Origin of the sequence: Bacteroides intestinalis DSM 17393, assembly GCF_000172175.1 — a bacterium.
In the GTDB taxonomy this organism is placed as follows: Bacteria; Bacteroidota; Bacteroidia; order Bacteroidales; family Bacteroidaceae; genus Bacteroides; species Bacteroides intestinalis.
In genome coordinates, this window is the sequence record NZ_ABJL02000008.1 from 3,383,331 (window position 1) to 3,400,255 (window position 16,925).

Below are 16,925 nucleotides of genomic sequence, written 5' to 3' on the forward strand. Positions count from 1 at the left end.
GATGGAAACATTTTTGATTCGTGCCCTGCAACTCGTTATGAGCCTTTCGTTGCTCGTTATCGTTCATGAGGGAGGGCACTTCCTCTTCGCCCGTCTTTTCAAGACACGGGTAGAAAAGTTTTGTTTGTTCTTCGACCCTTGGTTTACCCTGTTCAAGTTCAAGCCGAAAAATAGTGATACGGAATATGGTATTGGTTGGCTGCCGTTAGGTGGTTATGTAAAGATAGCAGGTATGATAGATGAGTCTATGGATACCGAACAGATGAAACAGCCAATGCAACCGTGGGAGTTCCGGGCCAAACCGGCATGGCAACGGTTGTTAATCATGATAGGTGGTGTATTGTTCAATTTCATATTGGCATTATTCATCTATTCTATGATACTTTTTACTTGGGGAGATGAATACGTACCGGTACAAAAGGCCCCGCTGGGTATGGAATTCAACGAAACGGCAAAAGCTATCGGTTTCCGTGACGGTGACGTACTGATATCTGCTGATGGTGTACCCTTTGAACGTTACGGTGGTGACATGCTGACAAGCGTTGTCGATGCCCGCCAAGTAACAGTACGCCGTGATGGGCAAGAGGTATCCGTTTATATTCCTGAGAATTTCATGGAGCGTCTGCTGGCTGACAGTGTACGTTTTGCCTCATTCCGCTATCCATATGTTATTGATAGTATTTGTGCCAACCGTCCTGCTGCCCTTGCCGGCCTGCAAGCGGGTGACAGTATTATGCAATTGGACGGAAAGAACATTGCTTATTTCGATTTCAAAGAAGAGATGTTACGCCGTCAGAAAGCGGATTCTGCTTCTCATTATATCACATTGACTTATGCACGTGCCGGAGTGATAGATACCATAACTTTTGCTACAGATTCAATCTATGAGATAGGTGCAGTGGTACGTACGGCAACCAATCAGTTACTGCCGGTTGTAAAGAAAGAATATAGTTTTCTGGCCTCTTTCCCCGCTGGTGCAGCATTGGGAGTACAAACGCTGAAAGGCTATGTAGGACAGATGAAATATCTCTTCTCTAAAGAAGGTGCCAAGCAATTGGGTGGCTTCGGAACTATCGGAAGCATCTTTCCTGCTACATGGGATTGGCATCAGTTCTGGTACATGACAGCATTCCTTTCTATTATCCTCGCCTTCATGAATATTCTGCCTATTCCGGCACTGGATGGCGGACATGTACTATTCCTTATCTATGAGATTGTAGCTCGTCGCAAACCAAGTGATAAGTTTATGGAACGTGCGCAAATGGTGGGTATGTTCCTGTTATTCGGATTGCTGCTTTGGGCAAACTTTAATGATATTCTGCGGTTCCTGTTCTAAGAGAACTTTAGATTTACCCCAATAAAAAAGGATGACCAATATTACCTTGGCCATCCTTTTCTATATAATCGTATTTTCTTACACTAAATGTCCGATCCACTCTTCACGATCTCCCGGCAAAAGATCAATAACCGGAACCTCTACCATAGTGTAACAACCTGGTTGTTGACGCATGGAAGCGCGAGCTACACAAACCAATACCTGAGCAGTAAGTGCAGGGTTATTAATGCGCATATTGAACTCAAACAATTGATTCTGAGTTTTACCGGAAACTCCTTTACGAGTGAGGTTTACACCATGTCCCATGTCAAGCAAAGCATCTACGCTGGGAACTAATTTCACATGTGTCTCATCATTCACAAAATATGGATCTGCCTTGATGGCAGCAGATACTTTATCAAACTCATAACCGTCTTTCAATTCGATATAAACCATACGGCGGTGAATACCTGTTCCGGTAGGAATAGTCATGGAAAGAGCAGCCTTTACACCATCAATAGCTTTTACAGCTACTGTATGTCCCATACTCATTCCAGGACCAAAGTTTGTATAAGTAATTCCTTTCGGAGCAATCGCTTCCAACAGAGTACGTACGATAGAGTCGCTTCCCGGATCCCAACCTGCAGAAATAATAGAAACTGCATTATGCTCTTTTGCAGAAGCAGACAGTGTGCGACGCAAATCTACAATACCGGTATGAATATCGAAGCTGTCAACCGTATTGATGCCAAGTGCAAGGATTTCTTTGGCATAAGTCTCTACACTGCGGGTTGGTGTACAAAGAATTGCAACATCAACGCCTTCCAATTCCTTGATATTCTTTACAACAGGGTATTCACTCAGTTCTGCGGGACGGTTTTCAGCTCCGGCTCGGCGTACTACACCGGCAATTTCAAAGTCGGGAGCCGCTTGCAACGCTTCGAGCACGTATTGCCCGATATTGCCATAGCCAACAATGGCTGCTCTTACTTTTTTCATTCTTTTATTGAATTTGTTTATCAGTTTTCTATTTTATCGGCACAAAAGTAATCATTTTCATTCAATTTAACCACAAAACGATTCAGTGTTCCACAGAGTTTTTTCTTTATTAAGACTTCTTTCAAACTTATGTACCTTCAATGACTTATCCCTCTAAAACAATTTCCAAAGGAAAAAGTTCCCCGAAACTCTTCTGAGTCTGTAATGAAGAAACACAATATTCCTCGCTCGCGCGCGTTATAGTAAGTATTATGATAGAATACATTAGAGGCGGACTTGCCGAGCTCAGCCCGGCAACCGCAGTTATCGACTGTAACGGATTGGGATATGCCGTTAATATTTCATTAAATACGTATGCTGCCATCCAAGGCAAAAAAGAGTGCAAACTATATATCTACGAGGCTATACGTGAGGATGCATATGTCCTCTACGGCTTTGCAGATAAACAAGAGCGTGAATTATTCTTGTTGTTGATTTCCGTTTCGGGCATTGGCGGTAATACTGCACGAATGATACTTTCGGCACTTTCACCGGCAGAACTGGTGAATGTTATCAGTACTGAAAATGCCAATTTACTGAAGACAGTGAAAGGTATCGGATTAAAAACAGCCCAACGGGTGATTGTGGATTTGAAAGATAAAATCAAGACAGGTACTGCAAGCGCAGGAAGTACGATAGGAAGTCTCGGCGGAATGCTATCTGCTGCTAATGCACAGGTGCAGGAAGAGGCTATTGCAGCATTGACAATGTTGGGATTTGCACAGGCACCATCACAAAAGGTAGTTTTGGCAATATTGAAAGATGAGCCGGATGCACCGGTGGAGCAGGTTATTAAGTTGGCGCTAAAAAGACTCTAATTTAGCACTATGCGCTAAATTAAGTGACAAGCTACGAGCAACGAGCGACAAGAGCTTTTCAGCGTGATAGCCGAACGAATAATTATTCGTCCACGGGTATAGTTCAGTAACTTGTTACCCGTAGCTTGTAGCTCGTAACTTATTCAATTAAACACACATGAAGTCTCCTCGTATACGACATATCATTTGGTTATTGCTGCTATGGCTCATGCCTAGCAGCTTTGTCGTTATGGGACAGAATGTAAATGGGGAGAATACACAAAAAGCGGAAAATGTACAGGATACAATAGCTCCGCGATATTCCGTTCGCAAGACCGTGCCGGGTACACTAAAAGACCTTTCTCCCCACCCTGCCGACATGCAATCACCCATGAACCTACGAACCGAAGCAGAATATGATGCAAAAACAGACAGGTACTACATACGCACAAAATTAGGGAATACCGAAATCGATGTACCGATGGTACTAACTCCCGAAGAATATCTGGACTGGACATTGAAACAATCCATGCAATCTTATTACCGCCAAAAGAACGGAGAACAAATCGGCAAAGGAAAAGAGGCTTTCGACTTTATGGATATGAAGTTCAACCTTGGTCCGGCAGAGAAATTGTTTGGTCCCGGTGGGGTACAGATACGTACACAAGGTAATGCAGAACTCAGCTTCGGCATGACGTACAAAAATGTGAAGAACCCCTCACTTCCGGAAAGTCAACGCAAAACACTCGGTTTTGACTTTGACGAGAAAATCAATATCAACGTCAATGGAAAAGTAGGTGACAAGGTGAATATGAACATGAACTACAACACCGATGCTACCTTTGATTTTGACACCAAACGACTGAAACTGAAATATGAGGGAAAAGAAGATGAGATCATCAAACTGATTGAAGCCGGTAATGTGAGCATGTCCACCAATAACTCACTGATACGCGGAGCATCCGCACTGTTCGGTATTCGTACAGACCTGCAATTTGGCAAGCTAAAGCTACAAGCTGTTATCAGCCAGCAAGAGAGTGAAGCCAAAACAGTGACAAGTCGCGGTGGTGCACAAACCACTACGTTCGACTTCTCCGCAGATAATTACGAAGAAAATCGTCACTTTTTTCTAGCCCATTATTTCCGGGATACTTATGACAAAAACCTGACCCAACTTCCAAACATCCTTTCGGGAGTTACAATTAACCGAATTGAAGTATGGGTAACCAATAAACGAAACAACTATGATACCCCCCGCAATATTGTAGCATTAACTGACCTCGGGGAAGCCTTTCATATTGGTAACAACACAGCTTGGCAGGGAACAGGAAACCCATCCAACCCGACTTCCAATGTCAATGCACCCACCAACAATGCCAATACCCTTTATGCGCAGATGACCAGTACCTATGCCGCTGCCCGCGACATCAGCCAGGTAAGCAACACCATGAACAATATTCCCGGTGTAGAGGGAGGTATGGATTATGAGAAGATTGAAAGTGCCCGACTTCTCACTTCTTCGGAATATACTTTGAACAGTAAGTTAGGCTATATTTCACTAAAACAAACTCTGCAACCGGATGAAGTGTTAGCAGTCGCTTTTGAATACACACTGGGGGGACGGAGTTATCAGGTAGGTGAATTTTCTTCTGATATCAAAGAGACAGGGCAAAGTTTATTTGTTAAACTATTGAAGAATACGGCTAACTCTCCCGATGCCGCTTGCTGGGATCTGATGATGAAAAATGTCTATAGTCTCAATGCCTACTCTGTTCAGAAGGAGAAGTTCCAGTTGAATATCACCTACCAAAGTGATACGACAGGTGTGTATCTACGTTATATTCCCGAAGGCAAGATTGCCAAAATGCCTCTATTACGCGTCATGAACCTCGACCGCCTCAATAGCCAGAACCAAACTGGTGCAGACGGTTTCTTCGACTTTGTAGAAGGCTATACTGTAACTGCTGCAGACGGACGTATTTATTTTCCAGTTGTAGAACCTTTCGGCAGTCATTTGCGAAAAGCAATCGGCAATGACGCACTGGCAGATAAATACGTATTTCAGGAACTCTATGACTCTACCCGTACTGTTGCCAGGCAAACTGCGGAGAAGAATAAATACCGATTGACGGGAGAATACCGTGCCTCCAATGCAAATGAAATACGATTGGGAGCCATGAATGTTCCACAAGGGTCGGTACGTGTAACAGCTGGTGGTATGACGCTGGTGGAAAATTCCGACTACACAGTAGATTACACATTGGGAATAGTTACCATCCTCAACCAAAGCATCATAGATGCCGGCACAGCCATCAGTGTAAATCTGGAAAGCAACACACTTTACAGCATGCAGCGCAAAACGATGATGGGGCTAAACTTCACTTATGATTTCTCGCAAAACTTCTCTTTCGGAGGAAGCATCATGCACCTCAGCGAAAAACCGCTGACGAGCAAAGTTGCAATGGGCGACGAACCCCTCTCCAACACTTTATGGGGGGTAAACGCCTCATGGAAGAAAGAGAGTCAATGGCTGACAAATATGATAGATAAGTTACCTTTTGTCAATGCCACCGTCCCCAGTAGTATCAATCTGGGTGTGGAATTCGCCCACCTCATTCCGGGACATGCCAAAGGACTGCAACAAAACGCTTCGTACATCGATGACTTTGAAAGCACGCAAAGTGGTATCGACCTCCGCCAGCCCTCATACTGGATGCTGGCAAGCACTCCCTACAGCCCTTCCGCCTCTGCCCTCTTTCCCGAAGCATCACTCAGTAATGATATAAACTATGGAAAAAACCGGGCATTACTGGCATGGTATCATATTGACGGACTTTTTACCCGACGCAATTCTTCGCTGACACCGACACACATCAAAAATGATCTCAACCAACTTAGTAACCACTACGTACGCGAAGTATATGAACAAGAACTTTTTCCTAATAAGGAAACCCCTTATCAGGAGTCAGCCTCTATGAATGTACTGAACCTGGCATATTACCCGCAGGAACGGGGACCCTATAATCTCGATACGGATATGAATTCGGATGGTACTCTACGTAATCCGGAGAAACGCTGGGGAGGTATGATGCGCAAATTGGATACAAGTGACTTTGAAGCTGCAAATATCGAGTATGTTTCATTCTGGCTACTCGATCCTTTCATCTATACAGAAGATGGTACACTTATTAAAAATACGACTTCTACCGCCCGCGGAGGTGACCTTTATATCAATCTCGGAGAAGTATCCGAAGATATATTGAAAGACGGCAAGAAATTCTTTGAAAATGGTCTGCCCATTGATGGAGATATGACAAAAACCGAAGAAACCGTCTGGGGACGTGTCCCCAGGGACCGTAGCGTAGTGTATGCCTTCGATAATACTTCCGGTGCACGCCGCCGCCAGGATGTCGGTCTGAACGGACTCTCCACAGAAGACGAACGTACTTTCTCCACGTATCAGAAATATCTGGAACGAGTACAAGGCATCGTTAATGCCGAAGCTTACCAGAAGTTCTACAATGACCCGGCCGGTGATACTTATCACTATTTCCGGGGTAGCGATTACGACCGGGAGGAACGTAGTATCCTGGAGCGTTATAAATACTACAACAATACCGAAGGCAACTCCACAGCCAGTGAAGACTCTCCGGAGCGATATGACATATCCTCAAAAACCGTACCCGATGTAGAAGATATCAATCAGGACAATACACTGAACGAGACTGAGAAATATTTCCAATATCGTGTCCGCCTTGCTCCCACCGATCTGAAAGTAGGGCAGAACTATATCACCGACAAAAGAACAGTCAGCGTCCGCCTGCGCAACGGACAAACAGAAGAAGTGACCTGGTATCAGTTCAAAGTACCTGTACGCAGTGGCGAGGCAGTGGGAAGCATTAAAGATTTTAAATCCATCCGCTTCATGCGTATGTTCCTGACCGGATTTGAGAAACCCGTTGTACTACGTTTCGCCACACTCGAATTAGTACGTGGTGAATGGCGTACCTATACCGATGCCTTGAACAACACACAGCAAGGTGCTTCTACCACCAGTTCCGCTACATTGGATGTATCTGCCGTCAACATCGAAGAAAACGGTGATCGCACCCCGGTAAACTATGTGATGCCTCCTGGAATTTCCCGCGTCATCGATCCCGGACAACCGCAACTCCGTCAACAGAATGAACAAGCCATGAGCTTGAAGCTGGAAAAGTTGGCTCCCGGTGATGCCCGTGCCGTCTACAAAAATACCGGTATGGACATGAGGCAGTACAAACGCCTGCAAATGTTTGCCCATGCCGAAGCCTTACCCGATCTCAGTACTGACCCACAAGACGGTGAGCTCTCCGTATTTATCCGCCTCGGTTCAGACTATCGTAGCAATTATTATGAATACGAAATTCCACTCACACTCACTCCCCACGGAGAGTATAATGGAAGCACTGCTGCCGGTTGCCTTGCCGTCTGGCCTAAGTCAAATAATCTGGATATCGACCTCAGTGTGCTGACCAATGCAAAAAAAGCACGCAATCGCCTGAAGAATATTTCAAATAGTGGTGTAACCTATGCCAAAGTCTATTCTGAATACGATCCGGATAAGCCTGCTAACAAAATAAGTGTAATTGGTAATCCTTCGTTGGCAGAAGTAAAGACCTTAATGATCGGAGTTCGCAATAATTCTCGTACTGTCAAGTCGGCAGAAGTCTGGGTAAACGAACTGCGTCTCACCGAATTCAATGAAGAAGGAGGTTGGGCTGCACAGGGCAATCTCAATGTGCAACTCTCTGATATAGGTAGCATCAATCTGGCCGGACACATGGAAACAGCCGGTTTCGGCGGATTGGAACAAAGTGTCAGTGAACGCCGTCTGGATGACTACTATCAATACAGCTTCACTACTACATTCGACCTTGGACGCTTCTTTCCCAAGAAAGCCAAACTGACTGCACCCATTTATTTCTCCTACTCCAAAGAAGCCACTACGCCCAAGTATAATCCGCTGGACAAAGATATGTTGCTGGATGATGCGCTTGATGCCTGCACTACCGATTGGGAACGCGACTCACTGATGAATATAGCCCGCGAAATTACTACTTACCGTAATTTCAGCCTCAGCAATGCACGGCTGGGTATCACCAGTAAGAATCCCATGCCATACGATCCGGGAAACTTTACTTTCAGCTACTCCCGTTCCCTACGTCATAATCAAGGCAGTACTACCGCCTATGAAAATGAAACAGACTGGCGTGCTGCTATGACTTATAACTACGCTCCCATATACCGTCCATGGGAACCTTTCAAAAGCATGGAGAACAAGTCTCCCTGGATGCGTTTTATTAAGGAATTCAACCTGAACTGGCTACCTCAAAGTATATCATTCAATACCGATATGACGCGCCATTACTACGAACTGCAACTTCGTGACCTGGAAGCATTGACCTCCGGAGCATCTGTGGGCAATGGAGATATCAGTATCGAAAGTATTCCAATCTCTGTAGCCAAAGAATTTCTCTGGAACCGTGACTTTGCCCTACGCTGGGACCTGACGAAAAATCTACGCTTCAATTTCACCTCTGCTACCCACGCTGAAATTGTAGAACCCTACGGCGTAGTGAATAAAGACCTTTATCCTGACGAATACACAGCCTGGAAGGATACTGTCCGCCGTAGCCTGCTCTCACTCGGCCGCCCCATCGACTTCCAGCAGACATTCAATGCTACCTATAAACTCCCATTTGATAAATTCCCCGCCACTGACTGGATCAGTGCAGATCTCCGCTTTACTTCTTCCTATAATTGGGATCGTGGCGTGTCCTTATCCGAAGGCATAGAAATGGGAAATACTGTCAGCAACCAACGAAGCATCGATGTAAATTCCCGTTTCAACCTTGAAGCGTTATATAACAAGATCCCCTATCTGAAACAAGTAAACCGTCGCTTCTCTGCCTCGTATCGTAAACCGACATCCCCCAAAGAACAGAAGCCACGTCGCTACGATAAAGAAATACAACTACGTACAGATACCACCCTCACGATACAGCACAATATGAACTCCCGTCGTCCCAAAGTCAGTGCACTTACAGTCGACGGGCGTCGTTATCCTGTAAATTATAAAGTCCTAAGTGCCAATTCTCTCCGTATCGATACAAAAGATACGGCACGCATTAAACTTACGATCATTCCCGGACCCAATCCGGAAGATGGCTGGTGGTATAAATTCGGGCAACATACCGCCCGCTTCGCTATGAGCCTGCGCAATTTCAGCTTTACGTACAAGAATACATATGCCATGACCCTTCCCGGCTTCCGTCCTGAAGTCGGTGACATGTTCGGACAAAAAAAACATGGTGGCTTCCTTGCTCCGGGAATAGACTTTGCTTTTGGTCTTACCGGAGATGGCTACATTGACCGTGCCCTACAAAACGATTGGCTTGTTTGTAACGACTCCATTGTCAGTCCGGCCAGCAGTAATGCACTGGAAGACTTACAACTACGTATTTCTCTGGAACCGATACGTGATCTCAAAATAGACCTCACTGCAAATCGTACCCGTAACCGCAGTCGCGAAATGCAATATATGTTCGCAGGCATGCCGGATACCCGCAGTGGCAATTTCTCTATGAGCATCATTTCTATCGGAAGTTCTTTCGAACGACACAGTGCCGGAGATGGCTACCGTTCCGGTACTTTCGAACGCTTCCGTCGCAACCTCGATGTTATCCGGGATCGTGTGGAAACTCAGTTCATTGGCGCACAATACCCACAAGGCAGCACCTTTGCCGGTAAGACATTCGATCCAGCCAACGGTACTATCAGCAAACATTCACCAGACGTAATGATACCTGCTTTCCTTGCCGCCTATACCGGAAGGAATGCCCGGAACTCGGTCCTCGACTTCTTCCCCAGCCTATTCTCCATGATGCCGAACTGGCGCATTACCTATACTGGACTCACCAAGATAGCCTGGTTCAAAAAGAATTTCCGCAGCGTCAATCTGAATCACGCTTACCGGAGTACATATAGTGTCGGCAGCTACAATACTTTCCAAAGTTTCATGAGCTATATGGGCGATCTTGGTTTTGTAGAAGATGTACAAACGGGAAATCCCATTCCTTCATCCCGTTTCGATATCAGCATGGTATCCATCAACGAGCAATTCTCTCCCCTCATTGGTATGGATGCTACTCTCAAAAATGGACTTACCGCCAAAGTAGAATATAAAACCAGTCGTATTCTGAATCTTAGTATGAGTGCATGCCAACTGGTAGAAACAGCCTCACGTGACTTTGTAATCGGTTTGGGATACAAGATTGTAAACTTCAACTTATTCAGCCGCCGCAATGTAAAGGACAGTAAAAATCGTGTCAGCCATGATCTTGCTCTTCGCGCCGATATATCATTCCGTAACCAGTCGGCCCTTTGCCGTGATATCCAACAAGGATTTGCCCAGGCTACCAATGGGAACAAAGCCCTTAAAATATCTTGTTCTGCAGACTATACCCTAAGTCGTCTTCTGACTTTACGTCTCTACTACGATCGCCAGCAAAATACCCCACTGATATCTTCCAGTTCGTACCCGGTTGTCAGTGCCGACTTCGGTTTCAGTATGAAATTCTCACTGACTCGGTAAATATATCCGACGGTAGGGGCACAAGTTCGAGGGAAAGCCCTATCTTTGTCCAATATAAAGTAAAACAACATGAAACAATCAAGAATTTACATGAAGCGTTGGTTAGCAGCTAACGAACGCAGTAAACAAGTTCCGACCGACACCTGGTATTTGCACTTCGCCAGTCAACTACTTCTTTTGATCGATCAATCTCCATTATACTGTAAAAAATCTGAAACGGAAAGAGTAGATGCCGCCATTTCATTAGCTCTCTACTTCCAAGACTGCATAGCCCAATCAGGTGGCTGGAAAGAGTTTTCAGATGCATACTATGGACTGTATAAATCTTATCTGCCCTTCTATACGCTGACGGATGCATATACTCCTGATGAGATCAACGTAGAGGACTTGTCATTTGTACAATGGACACTCTTCTCCCGATATGCTATTTTTGAAGAAGACGAAGTTATCGTCCAAAACCCTCATAACCCCAATTTATTGGCACTCAGCCAAGAAGCGTATGATCTAATGGATGCTTCATTCGAAGAAGCACCTATTTGCGATGAACCTTCTTCTCCTATTTGGGTGATGGGATTGGATTTATTAGAAATGCCTCAAGTGCCATTACCCGAAATTAAACCGGGAATGCAACTCAAGAAAGATGTAGAAAATTGTCTGGCATACAGTAAAGGAGAACCACTATTGTACTTCTCCGTATATGACGAGCTATGTAAATTCTTTATAGAAGAACTGAAATGGGAAAATAAAAATGAAAGCCTGCTACCCGAATTAAAAAATGAAAGGAACTTCGTAATCTATGCCAACGCCAAAGGTATGTTGATTGCCCCGAATGTTTCCTATTGTTTCTGCGATCCGCATAATCCAACATACAATGCAGCAAATGCTGCTGATAGAGGATTCAAATTATTCACTTATCCGGGAGCTTGTCCCTTTGATCTTGTAAAATATGGTATGGCTAAAGGGTTGTTCCCTGATCTGCAACTCCCTTTCCCCGGTGGAAAAGAAGTATTGCATGATAACTGGGACTTCATTGCGCGGTACTTCTTGTGTGAATATTACGAAGGAGAATGAGAGTAATTATGAGTTATGAATTATGAATTGCCATGCGGCATGATTGCGCAGCCCATTCATAATTCATAATTCATAATTATCCTACATTTCTATAATCTCTTCCTTACACAGCGTCAACTTCTCTACCCCGTCCGCTGTTACTGCCCAAGAATTTTCGATGCCCAACGGACCAATACCCGGCAATACGATTTTCGGTTCGAGCGCAAATACCATGCCCGGTTCTAACTCCTGTTTCATACGCGGAGCAAGTACAGGGGCTTCATTAATTTCCAGACCAATACCATGACCTATAAATTTCGCTTTCTGTCCGGCTCCCATAAAGTAATCAGAAAACCCGGCTTTAGTAACCATATCGATAGCTGTATTATAAAGATCTTCGCACACAGCCCCTGGTTTTGCCTTTTCTGTTACAGCTTCCTGTATTTCCAGACAAGTTTGATGGGCAGCATAAGCTCTCTCCGGCAACTTGCCAATAGAGAACACACGGCTCATATCACCCATATATCCATTGAAGTTTCCACCCATATCCACCATGAGACTCTGTCCGGGTTGCAACATTGCACCATTCGCACCGATAGGTATAGACGGATCAAGTCCTTCACCTCCTAAAGCAAAATCATAAGGTGTAGGAGCAGTAGCATTATCACCAGCCAACAGACTTCCCATAAATATCTCCATACTCTGTCCAAAAGTCCGGAAAATACCCAGGCAACCTTCCAAGCGCATCAGACGTTCTATCTCAATAGACAACTGGCGATCTGTCATTTCCGGTTGATAAACAGAAGGAATCCGCTCGTATGCTTTCGCGTGAGCAGCACCCGACCGGCGGAACATCTCAATCTCAATATCCGTCTTTATACTGCGTGCCTTACGAATAATAGGTGTACCATTCACAACCGTCGTTTCCGGAAAGCAAGCTGCCAGACGGGTATATTCAGTATACGACAATTCATCTCCCTCCAACATTAACTTTGTGGGCAAAGGTAACCCGCACTCTTTCAACAAATCAGTCAACTGCTCCGGCTTACGGATAGGATAAATATGTTCCCCCTCAATATTATTAGGGCGTTTGATAAACAAACGTGCCGGGGCATTCAGAGGTAAATAAAGATAACCACTGACAACACGTCCATACGTATAGATTAAATTTACATTGCAAGTGATAAGAGCGGCATCAATCTCTTGTTGAGCCATCAAGACGCGTATTTTATCGCGTCTCAGTTTCAATTCAGGTTGTAACATCTCTTTGTTATTTATAATTTTGAGATGCAAAGGTAGACTAAAAAATGAAGAATGAAGAATGAAGAATGAAAAAAAGTACTGCCCTACGCCTTCACAGGCAGGGGCAGCACAAACCACAAATACAAATACAACTAAACAAAGTTTTCCTTTAAATAATTCCCTGACCCATCATAGCGTGAGCCACCTTCATGAAGCCTGCAATATTAGCTCCCTTCACGTAGTTGATGTAACCGTCAGGTTCTGTCCCATATTTTACGCATTGTGCATGAATGCCGTGCATAATTGCGTGCAGTTTCTCGTCCACTTCGGCAGCACTCCAACTGAGATGCATAGCGTTCTGTGACATTTCCAATCCGGAAGTAGCAACACCACCGGCATTGACAGCTTTACCCGGAGCATACATAATCTTATGTTCAATGAACAAATCGATTGCTTCCGGCGTACAGCCCATATTTGAGATTTCTCCTACACACATCACTTTATTTTCAATCAACTGACGGGCATCATCACCATTCAGTTCATTTTGCGTAGCACAAGGCAGTGCAATATCAGCTTTCACTTCCCAAGGACGTTTACCGGCAATAAATGTAGAACCGGGGAATTCGTCTGCATACGGAGCCACAATATCATTACCCGATGCACGGAGTTCAAGCATATAATCTATCTTGTCGCCACTGATACCATTCGGATCATAAATATACCCGTCCGGTCCGGAAATAGTAACTACTTTTGCACCCAATTCGGTTGCTTTGGTAGCAGCACCCCAAGCCACATTTCCGAAACCGGAAATAGCGACGGTCTTACCTTTGATATCAATGCCTTTAGTTTCTAACATCTGGTTCACGAAGTACAATCCGCCGAAACCTGTAGCTTCAGGACGAATCAGAGAACCACCGAATTCCAAACCTTTTCCGGTAAATGTACCGGTAAACTCACGCGTCAACTTCTTATACATACCGAACATATAGCCTACTTCACGGCCACCTACCCCGATATCACCGGCCGGCACATCCATATCCGGACCAAGATGACGCCACAATTCCAACATGAAAGCCTGGCAGAATCTCATAATTTCACCATCGCTCTTGCCACGTGGAGAGAAGTCGGAACCACCTTTACCACCACCCATAGGCAGAGTGGTCAGTGCATTCTTAAACGTCTGTTCAAATCCTAAGAACTTCAAGATAGAAAGATTTACAGATGCATGGAAACGAATGCCGCCTTTGTACGGGCCAATGGCATTGTTGAATTGCACACGATAGCCAAGGTTGGTTTGTACATCACCTTTGTCGTCCACCCAAGTAACACGGAACGTAAAGATACGGTCGGGTTCAACCAAGCGTTCTATGATTTTAGCTTTCTCGAACTCTGGATGCTGGTTATAGATATCTTCGATGGAAAGAAGTACTTCCTTTACGGCTTGAAGATATTCAGACTCGCCGGGATGCTTTGCCTCTAAAGAGGACATAATTCGTTCGATATTCATAATATTACGTTTTAAAAGGTTTATCCTTTCGTGATTTTAAGGTTATTCAAACAAAATGTCAGCGAATAACACTGCAAATATAGGTAAACTTTTGAATTTACCTATATTTTCCAGCAATATTTTGATTAAATAATGATAAAACGTCAGATTAATTATGAATTATAATTTAAAACTTAGGGTTCATTCCCAGATTGTACATGATAAAGCCGTAAATGTCCGCCTGTTCCTCAAGCACCTTACTCATGGGCTTACCTGCACCATGTCCTGCTTTGCTATCGATACGGATAAGCGTAGGATTCGTTCCGTCATTACATTCTTGCAGGGTAGCTGCAAATTTGAATGAGTGGGCAGGAACCACACGGTCATCATGATCGGCTGTAGTTACCATCGTTGCAGGATACTTGGTACCGGGTTTCAGATTGTGCAGTGGAGAGTATCCTTTCAGGTACTCGAACATTTCCTTACTATCTGCACTTGTGCCGTAATCGCTTGCCCAGTTCCAGCCGATAGTGAACTTATGATAACGCAACATATCCATTACTCCTACCTGCGGAATAGCTACACGGAACAGGTCGGGACGTTGTGTCATACAGGCTCCTACCAGCAAACCACCATTGGAACCGCCTACTATGGCAATCTTATCTTTATTAGTATATTTATTATCGATAAGATATTCGGCAGCCGAAATAAAATCATCAAATACATTTTGCTTCTGCATCTTGGTACCTGCTATGTGCCAGTCTTCACCATACTCGCCACCCCCACGCAGGTTAACCTGTGCATAGATACCTCCATTTTCCAGGAACGGAATACGTGATGTAGAGAACCCCGGATTAAGGCTGATATTGAAGCCACCGTAACCATAAAGGAATACGGGATTCTTGCCGTCCTTCTTAAGATCTTTCTTATAAGTCAGGAACATCGGTATCTTTGTTCCGTCTTTGCTGGGATAAAACACTTGTTCCGTCACAAACTCGTCAGAATTGAAATCGACCTTCGGAGCACGGAAAAGCTCGTAGGTATTCGCATCCATATCATATTTATAAGTAGCACCGGGAATAGTAAATGAAGTAAATCCGAAGAAACATTCTTTATCATCCTTATCTCCCGTGAAACCTACAGAGCCAAGTGAAGGCAATTCTATTTCCAGTATTTCCTTACCATCCATCCCATATACATAAGCATGGTTGGCTGCATCCTTATCATAGGTCAGGAACAGTTTTCCACCTATCACTCCAGCATTCGAAAGTACATTCTCACTCTCCGGAACCAGTTCGGTCCAATCTTTCAGGGCAGGCTTATTGATATCTGCTATCATAAGACGGTACTTAGGTGCATCGTAGTTCGTAAACATATAAATCTTATCTCCTATCACTTCCATCGGAGCATAGTTATAATCCATATCCGTAGCCATTGTCACAAACGGAGCATTCGGTTTACGCAGATCTTTCATATACAAAGCATTTCCGCGCCCGTCACCGCTCTCATACAGGAACAGGACAGTCTCATCCTCATTTACACTGGCAGTATAAAAACGCTTGGGATGTGCCGGATTCTGATAAACCAGCTGATCCTGCGACTGCGGCGTACCCATCTTATGATAATAAATCTTATGATTCTCGTTTACGTTAGAAAATTCCTTTCCTTTCACCGGGGCGTCATAAGCGCTGTAATAGAACCCGTCTCCTTGCCAGGCAGCCCCTGTAAACTTCGCCCATTCGATGTGATCATCCAGCAGTTTACCGGTTTCCGTATCCATCACATAGATTTCACGCCAATCCGATCCGCTGCGTGATATGGTATATGCTGTATATTTTCCATTATTCGAGAAAGAGATACCCGATAAGGCTACTGTACCATCGTCCGAGAGTTTGTTAGGATCGAGGAATACACGTGGTTCACCGTCCAAGCTATCCTGTACATACAGTACGCTCTGGTTCTGCAAACCGTCATTCTTATAGAAGTAATACTTGCCGTGTTTCTTGAATGGTGTACCAATCTTTTCATAATTAGCCACATCCGTCAGTCGCTTCAGCAGAGCATCACGGAAAGGTATCTTAGACAAATAGCCGTTTGTTACTTTGTTCTGAGCTTCCACCCATGCAGCAGTTGCAGCGGAAGTGTCATTCTCCAACCAACGATACGGGTCGGGTACTTCTGTTCCAAAATAGACATCTACAGTATCCACCTTCGCGGTTTCAGGATACGTAAGCTTCTGTTGTTGTGCACATGACATCATGATGATACCGGTTGCGAATAAAGTTACTTTTTTCATATTATACATATATAAGAGTATGATTGTTCTCTCTTTCTTAAAATGATTGCAAAAAATATTTTATTTAG

The 16,925-nt window shown here is 44.4% G+C and carries 8 protein-coding genes; 4 read left to right on the forward strand and 4 right to left on the reverse strand.

Annotation, left to right across the window (positions count from 1 at the left end; translation table 11 throughout):
• The first annotated feature begins 1 nt into the window (after position 1).
• Positions 2-1,336 (forward strand): RIP metalloprotease RseP, encoded by a 1,335-nt coding sequence (gene rseP, locus BACINT_RS22985; RefSeq protein ID WP_007667824.1) that lies wholly within the window; start codon positions 2-4, stop codon positions 1,334-1,336.
• 78 nt (positions 1,337-1,414) lie between these two features.
• Here rseP and BACINT_RS22990 read toward each other — a convergent pair whose 3' ends face one another.
• Entirely contained in the window at positions 1,415-2,314 is a 900-nt protein-coding gene (locus BACINT_RS22990; RefSeq protein ID WP_007214908.1) for a diaminopimelate dehydrogenase, read from the reverse strand.
• Positions 2,315-2,565: 251 nt separating this feature from the next.
• On the opposite strand from BACINT_RS22990, the gene ruvA reads away from it, so the two are divergent.
• From ruvA to BACINT_RS23005, 3 genes are all read left to right on the forward strand, one after another.
• Complete coding sequence (gene ruvA, locus BACINT_RS22995; RefSeq protein ID WP_007667825.1) at positions 2,566-3,171, forward strand: Holliday junction branch migration protein RuvA; 606 nt, start codon at positions 2,566-2,568, stop codon at positions 3,169-3,171.
• A gap of 157 nt (positions 3,172-3,328) precedes the next feature.
• On the forward strand, positions 3,329-10,783 hold the full coding sequence (sov, locus tag BACINT_RS23000) for a T9SS outer membrane translocon Sov/SprA (RefSeq protein ID WP_007667826.1): 7,455 nt from the start codon (positions 3,329-3,331) through the stop codon (positions 10,781-10,783).
• Between the two features lie 69 nt (positions 10,784-10,852).
• On the forward strand, positions 10,853-11,854 hold the full coding sequence (locus BACINT_RS23005) for a DUF3843 family protein (protein ID WP_007667830.1): 1,002 nt from the start codon (positions 10,853-10,855) through the stop codon (positions 11,852-11,854).
• Positions 11,855-11,935: 81 nt separating this feature from the next.
• Here the strand turns inward: BACINT_RS23005 and BACINT_RS23010 are convergent, their stop codons facing one another.
• From BACINT_RS23010 to BACINT_RS23020, 3 genes are all read right to left on the reverse strand, one after another.
• The gene (locus BACINT_RS23010) at positions 11,936-13,096 is read right to left on the reverse strand and encodes a M24 family metallopeptidase (protein ID WP_021968368.1); all 1,161 of its coding nucleotides are present in this window, start codon (positions 13,094-13,096) and stop codon (positions 11,936-11,938) included.
• A gap of 148 nt (positions 13,097-13,244) precedes the next feature.
• Positions 13,245-14,582 carry an NADP-specific glutamate dehydrogenase gene (gdhA, locus tag BACINT_RS23015; protein WP_007667837.1) on the reverse strand — a complete coding sequence of 446 codons (1,338 nt, stop codon included), beginning with the start codon at positions 14,580-14,582 and terminating at the stop codon, positions 13,245-13,247.
• Between the two features lie 166 nt (positions 14,583-14,748).
• Positions 14,749-16,857 (reverse strand): prolyl oligopeptidase family serine peptidase, encoded by a 2,109-nt coding sequence (locus tag BACINT_RS23020; RefSeq protein ID WP_044155442.1) that lies wholly within the window; start codon positions 16,855-16,857, stop codon positions 14,749-14,751.
• Positions 16,858-16,925 lie beyond the last annotated feature (68 nt).

Bases quoted from the DNA above. Each gene is read 5' to 3' on its own strand.
- rseP (WP_007667824.1), top strand. From the start codon at position 2: ATGGAAACATTTTTGATTCGTGCCCTGCAACTCGTTATGAGCCTTTCG.
- BACINT_RS22990 (WP_007214908.1), bottom strand. From the start codon at position 2,314: ATGAAAAAAGTAAGAGCAGCCATTGTTGGCTATGGCAATATCGGGCAA.
- ruvA (WP_007667825.1), top strand. From the start codon at position 2,566: ATGATAGAATACATTAGAGGCGGACTTGCCGAGCTCAGCCCGGCAACC.
- sov (WP_007667826.1), top strand. From the start codon at position 3,329: ATGAAGTCTCCTCGTATACGACATATCATTTGGTTATTGCTGCTATGG.
- BACINT_RS23005 (WP_007667830.1), top strand. From the start codon at position 10,853: ATGAAACAATCAAGAATTTACATGAAGCGTTGGTTAGCAGCTAACGAA.
- BACINT_RS23010 (WP_021968368.1), bottom strand. From the start codon at position 13,096: ATGTTACAACCTGAATTGAAACTGAGACGCGATAAAATACGCGTCTTG.
- gdhA (WP_007667837.1), bottom strand. From the start codon at position 14,582: ATGAATATCGAACGAATTATGTCCTCTTTAGAGGCAAAGCATCCCGGC.
- BACINT_RS23020 (WP_044155442.1), bottom strand. From the start codon at position 16,857: ATGAAAAAAGTAACTTTATTCGCAACCGGTATCATCATGATGTCATGT.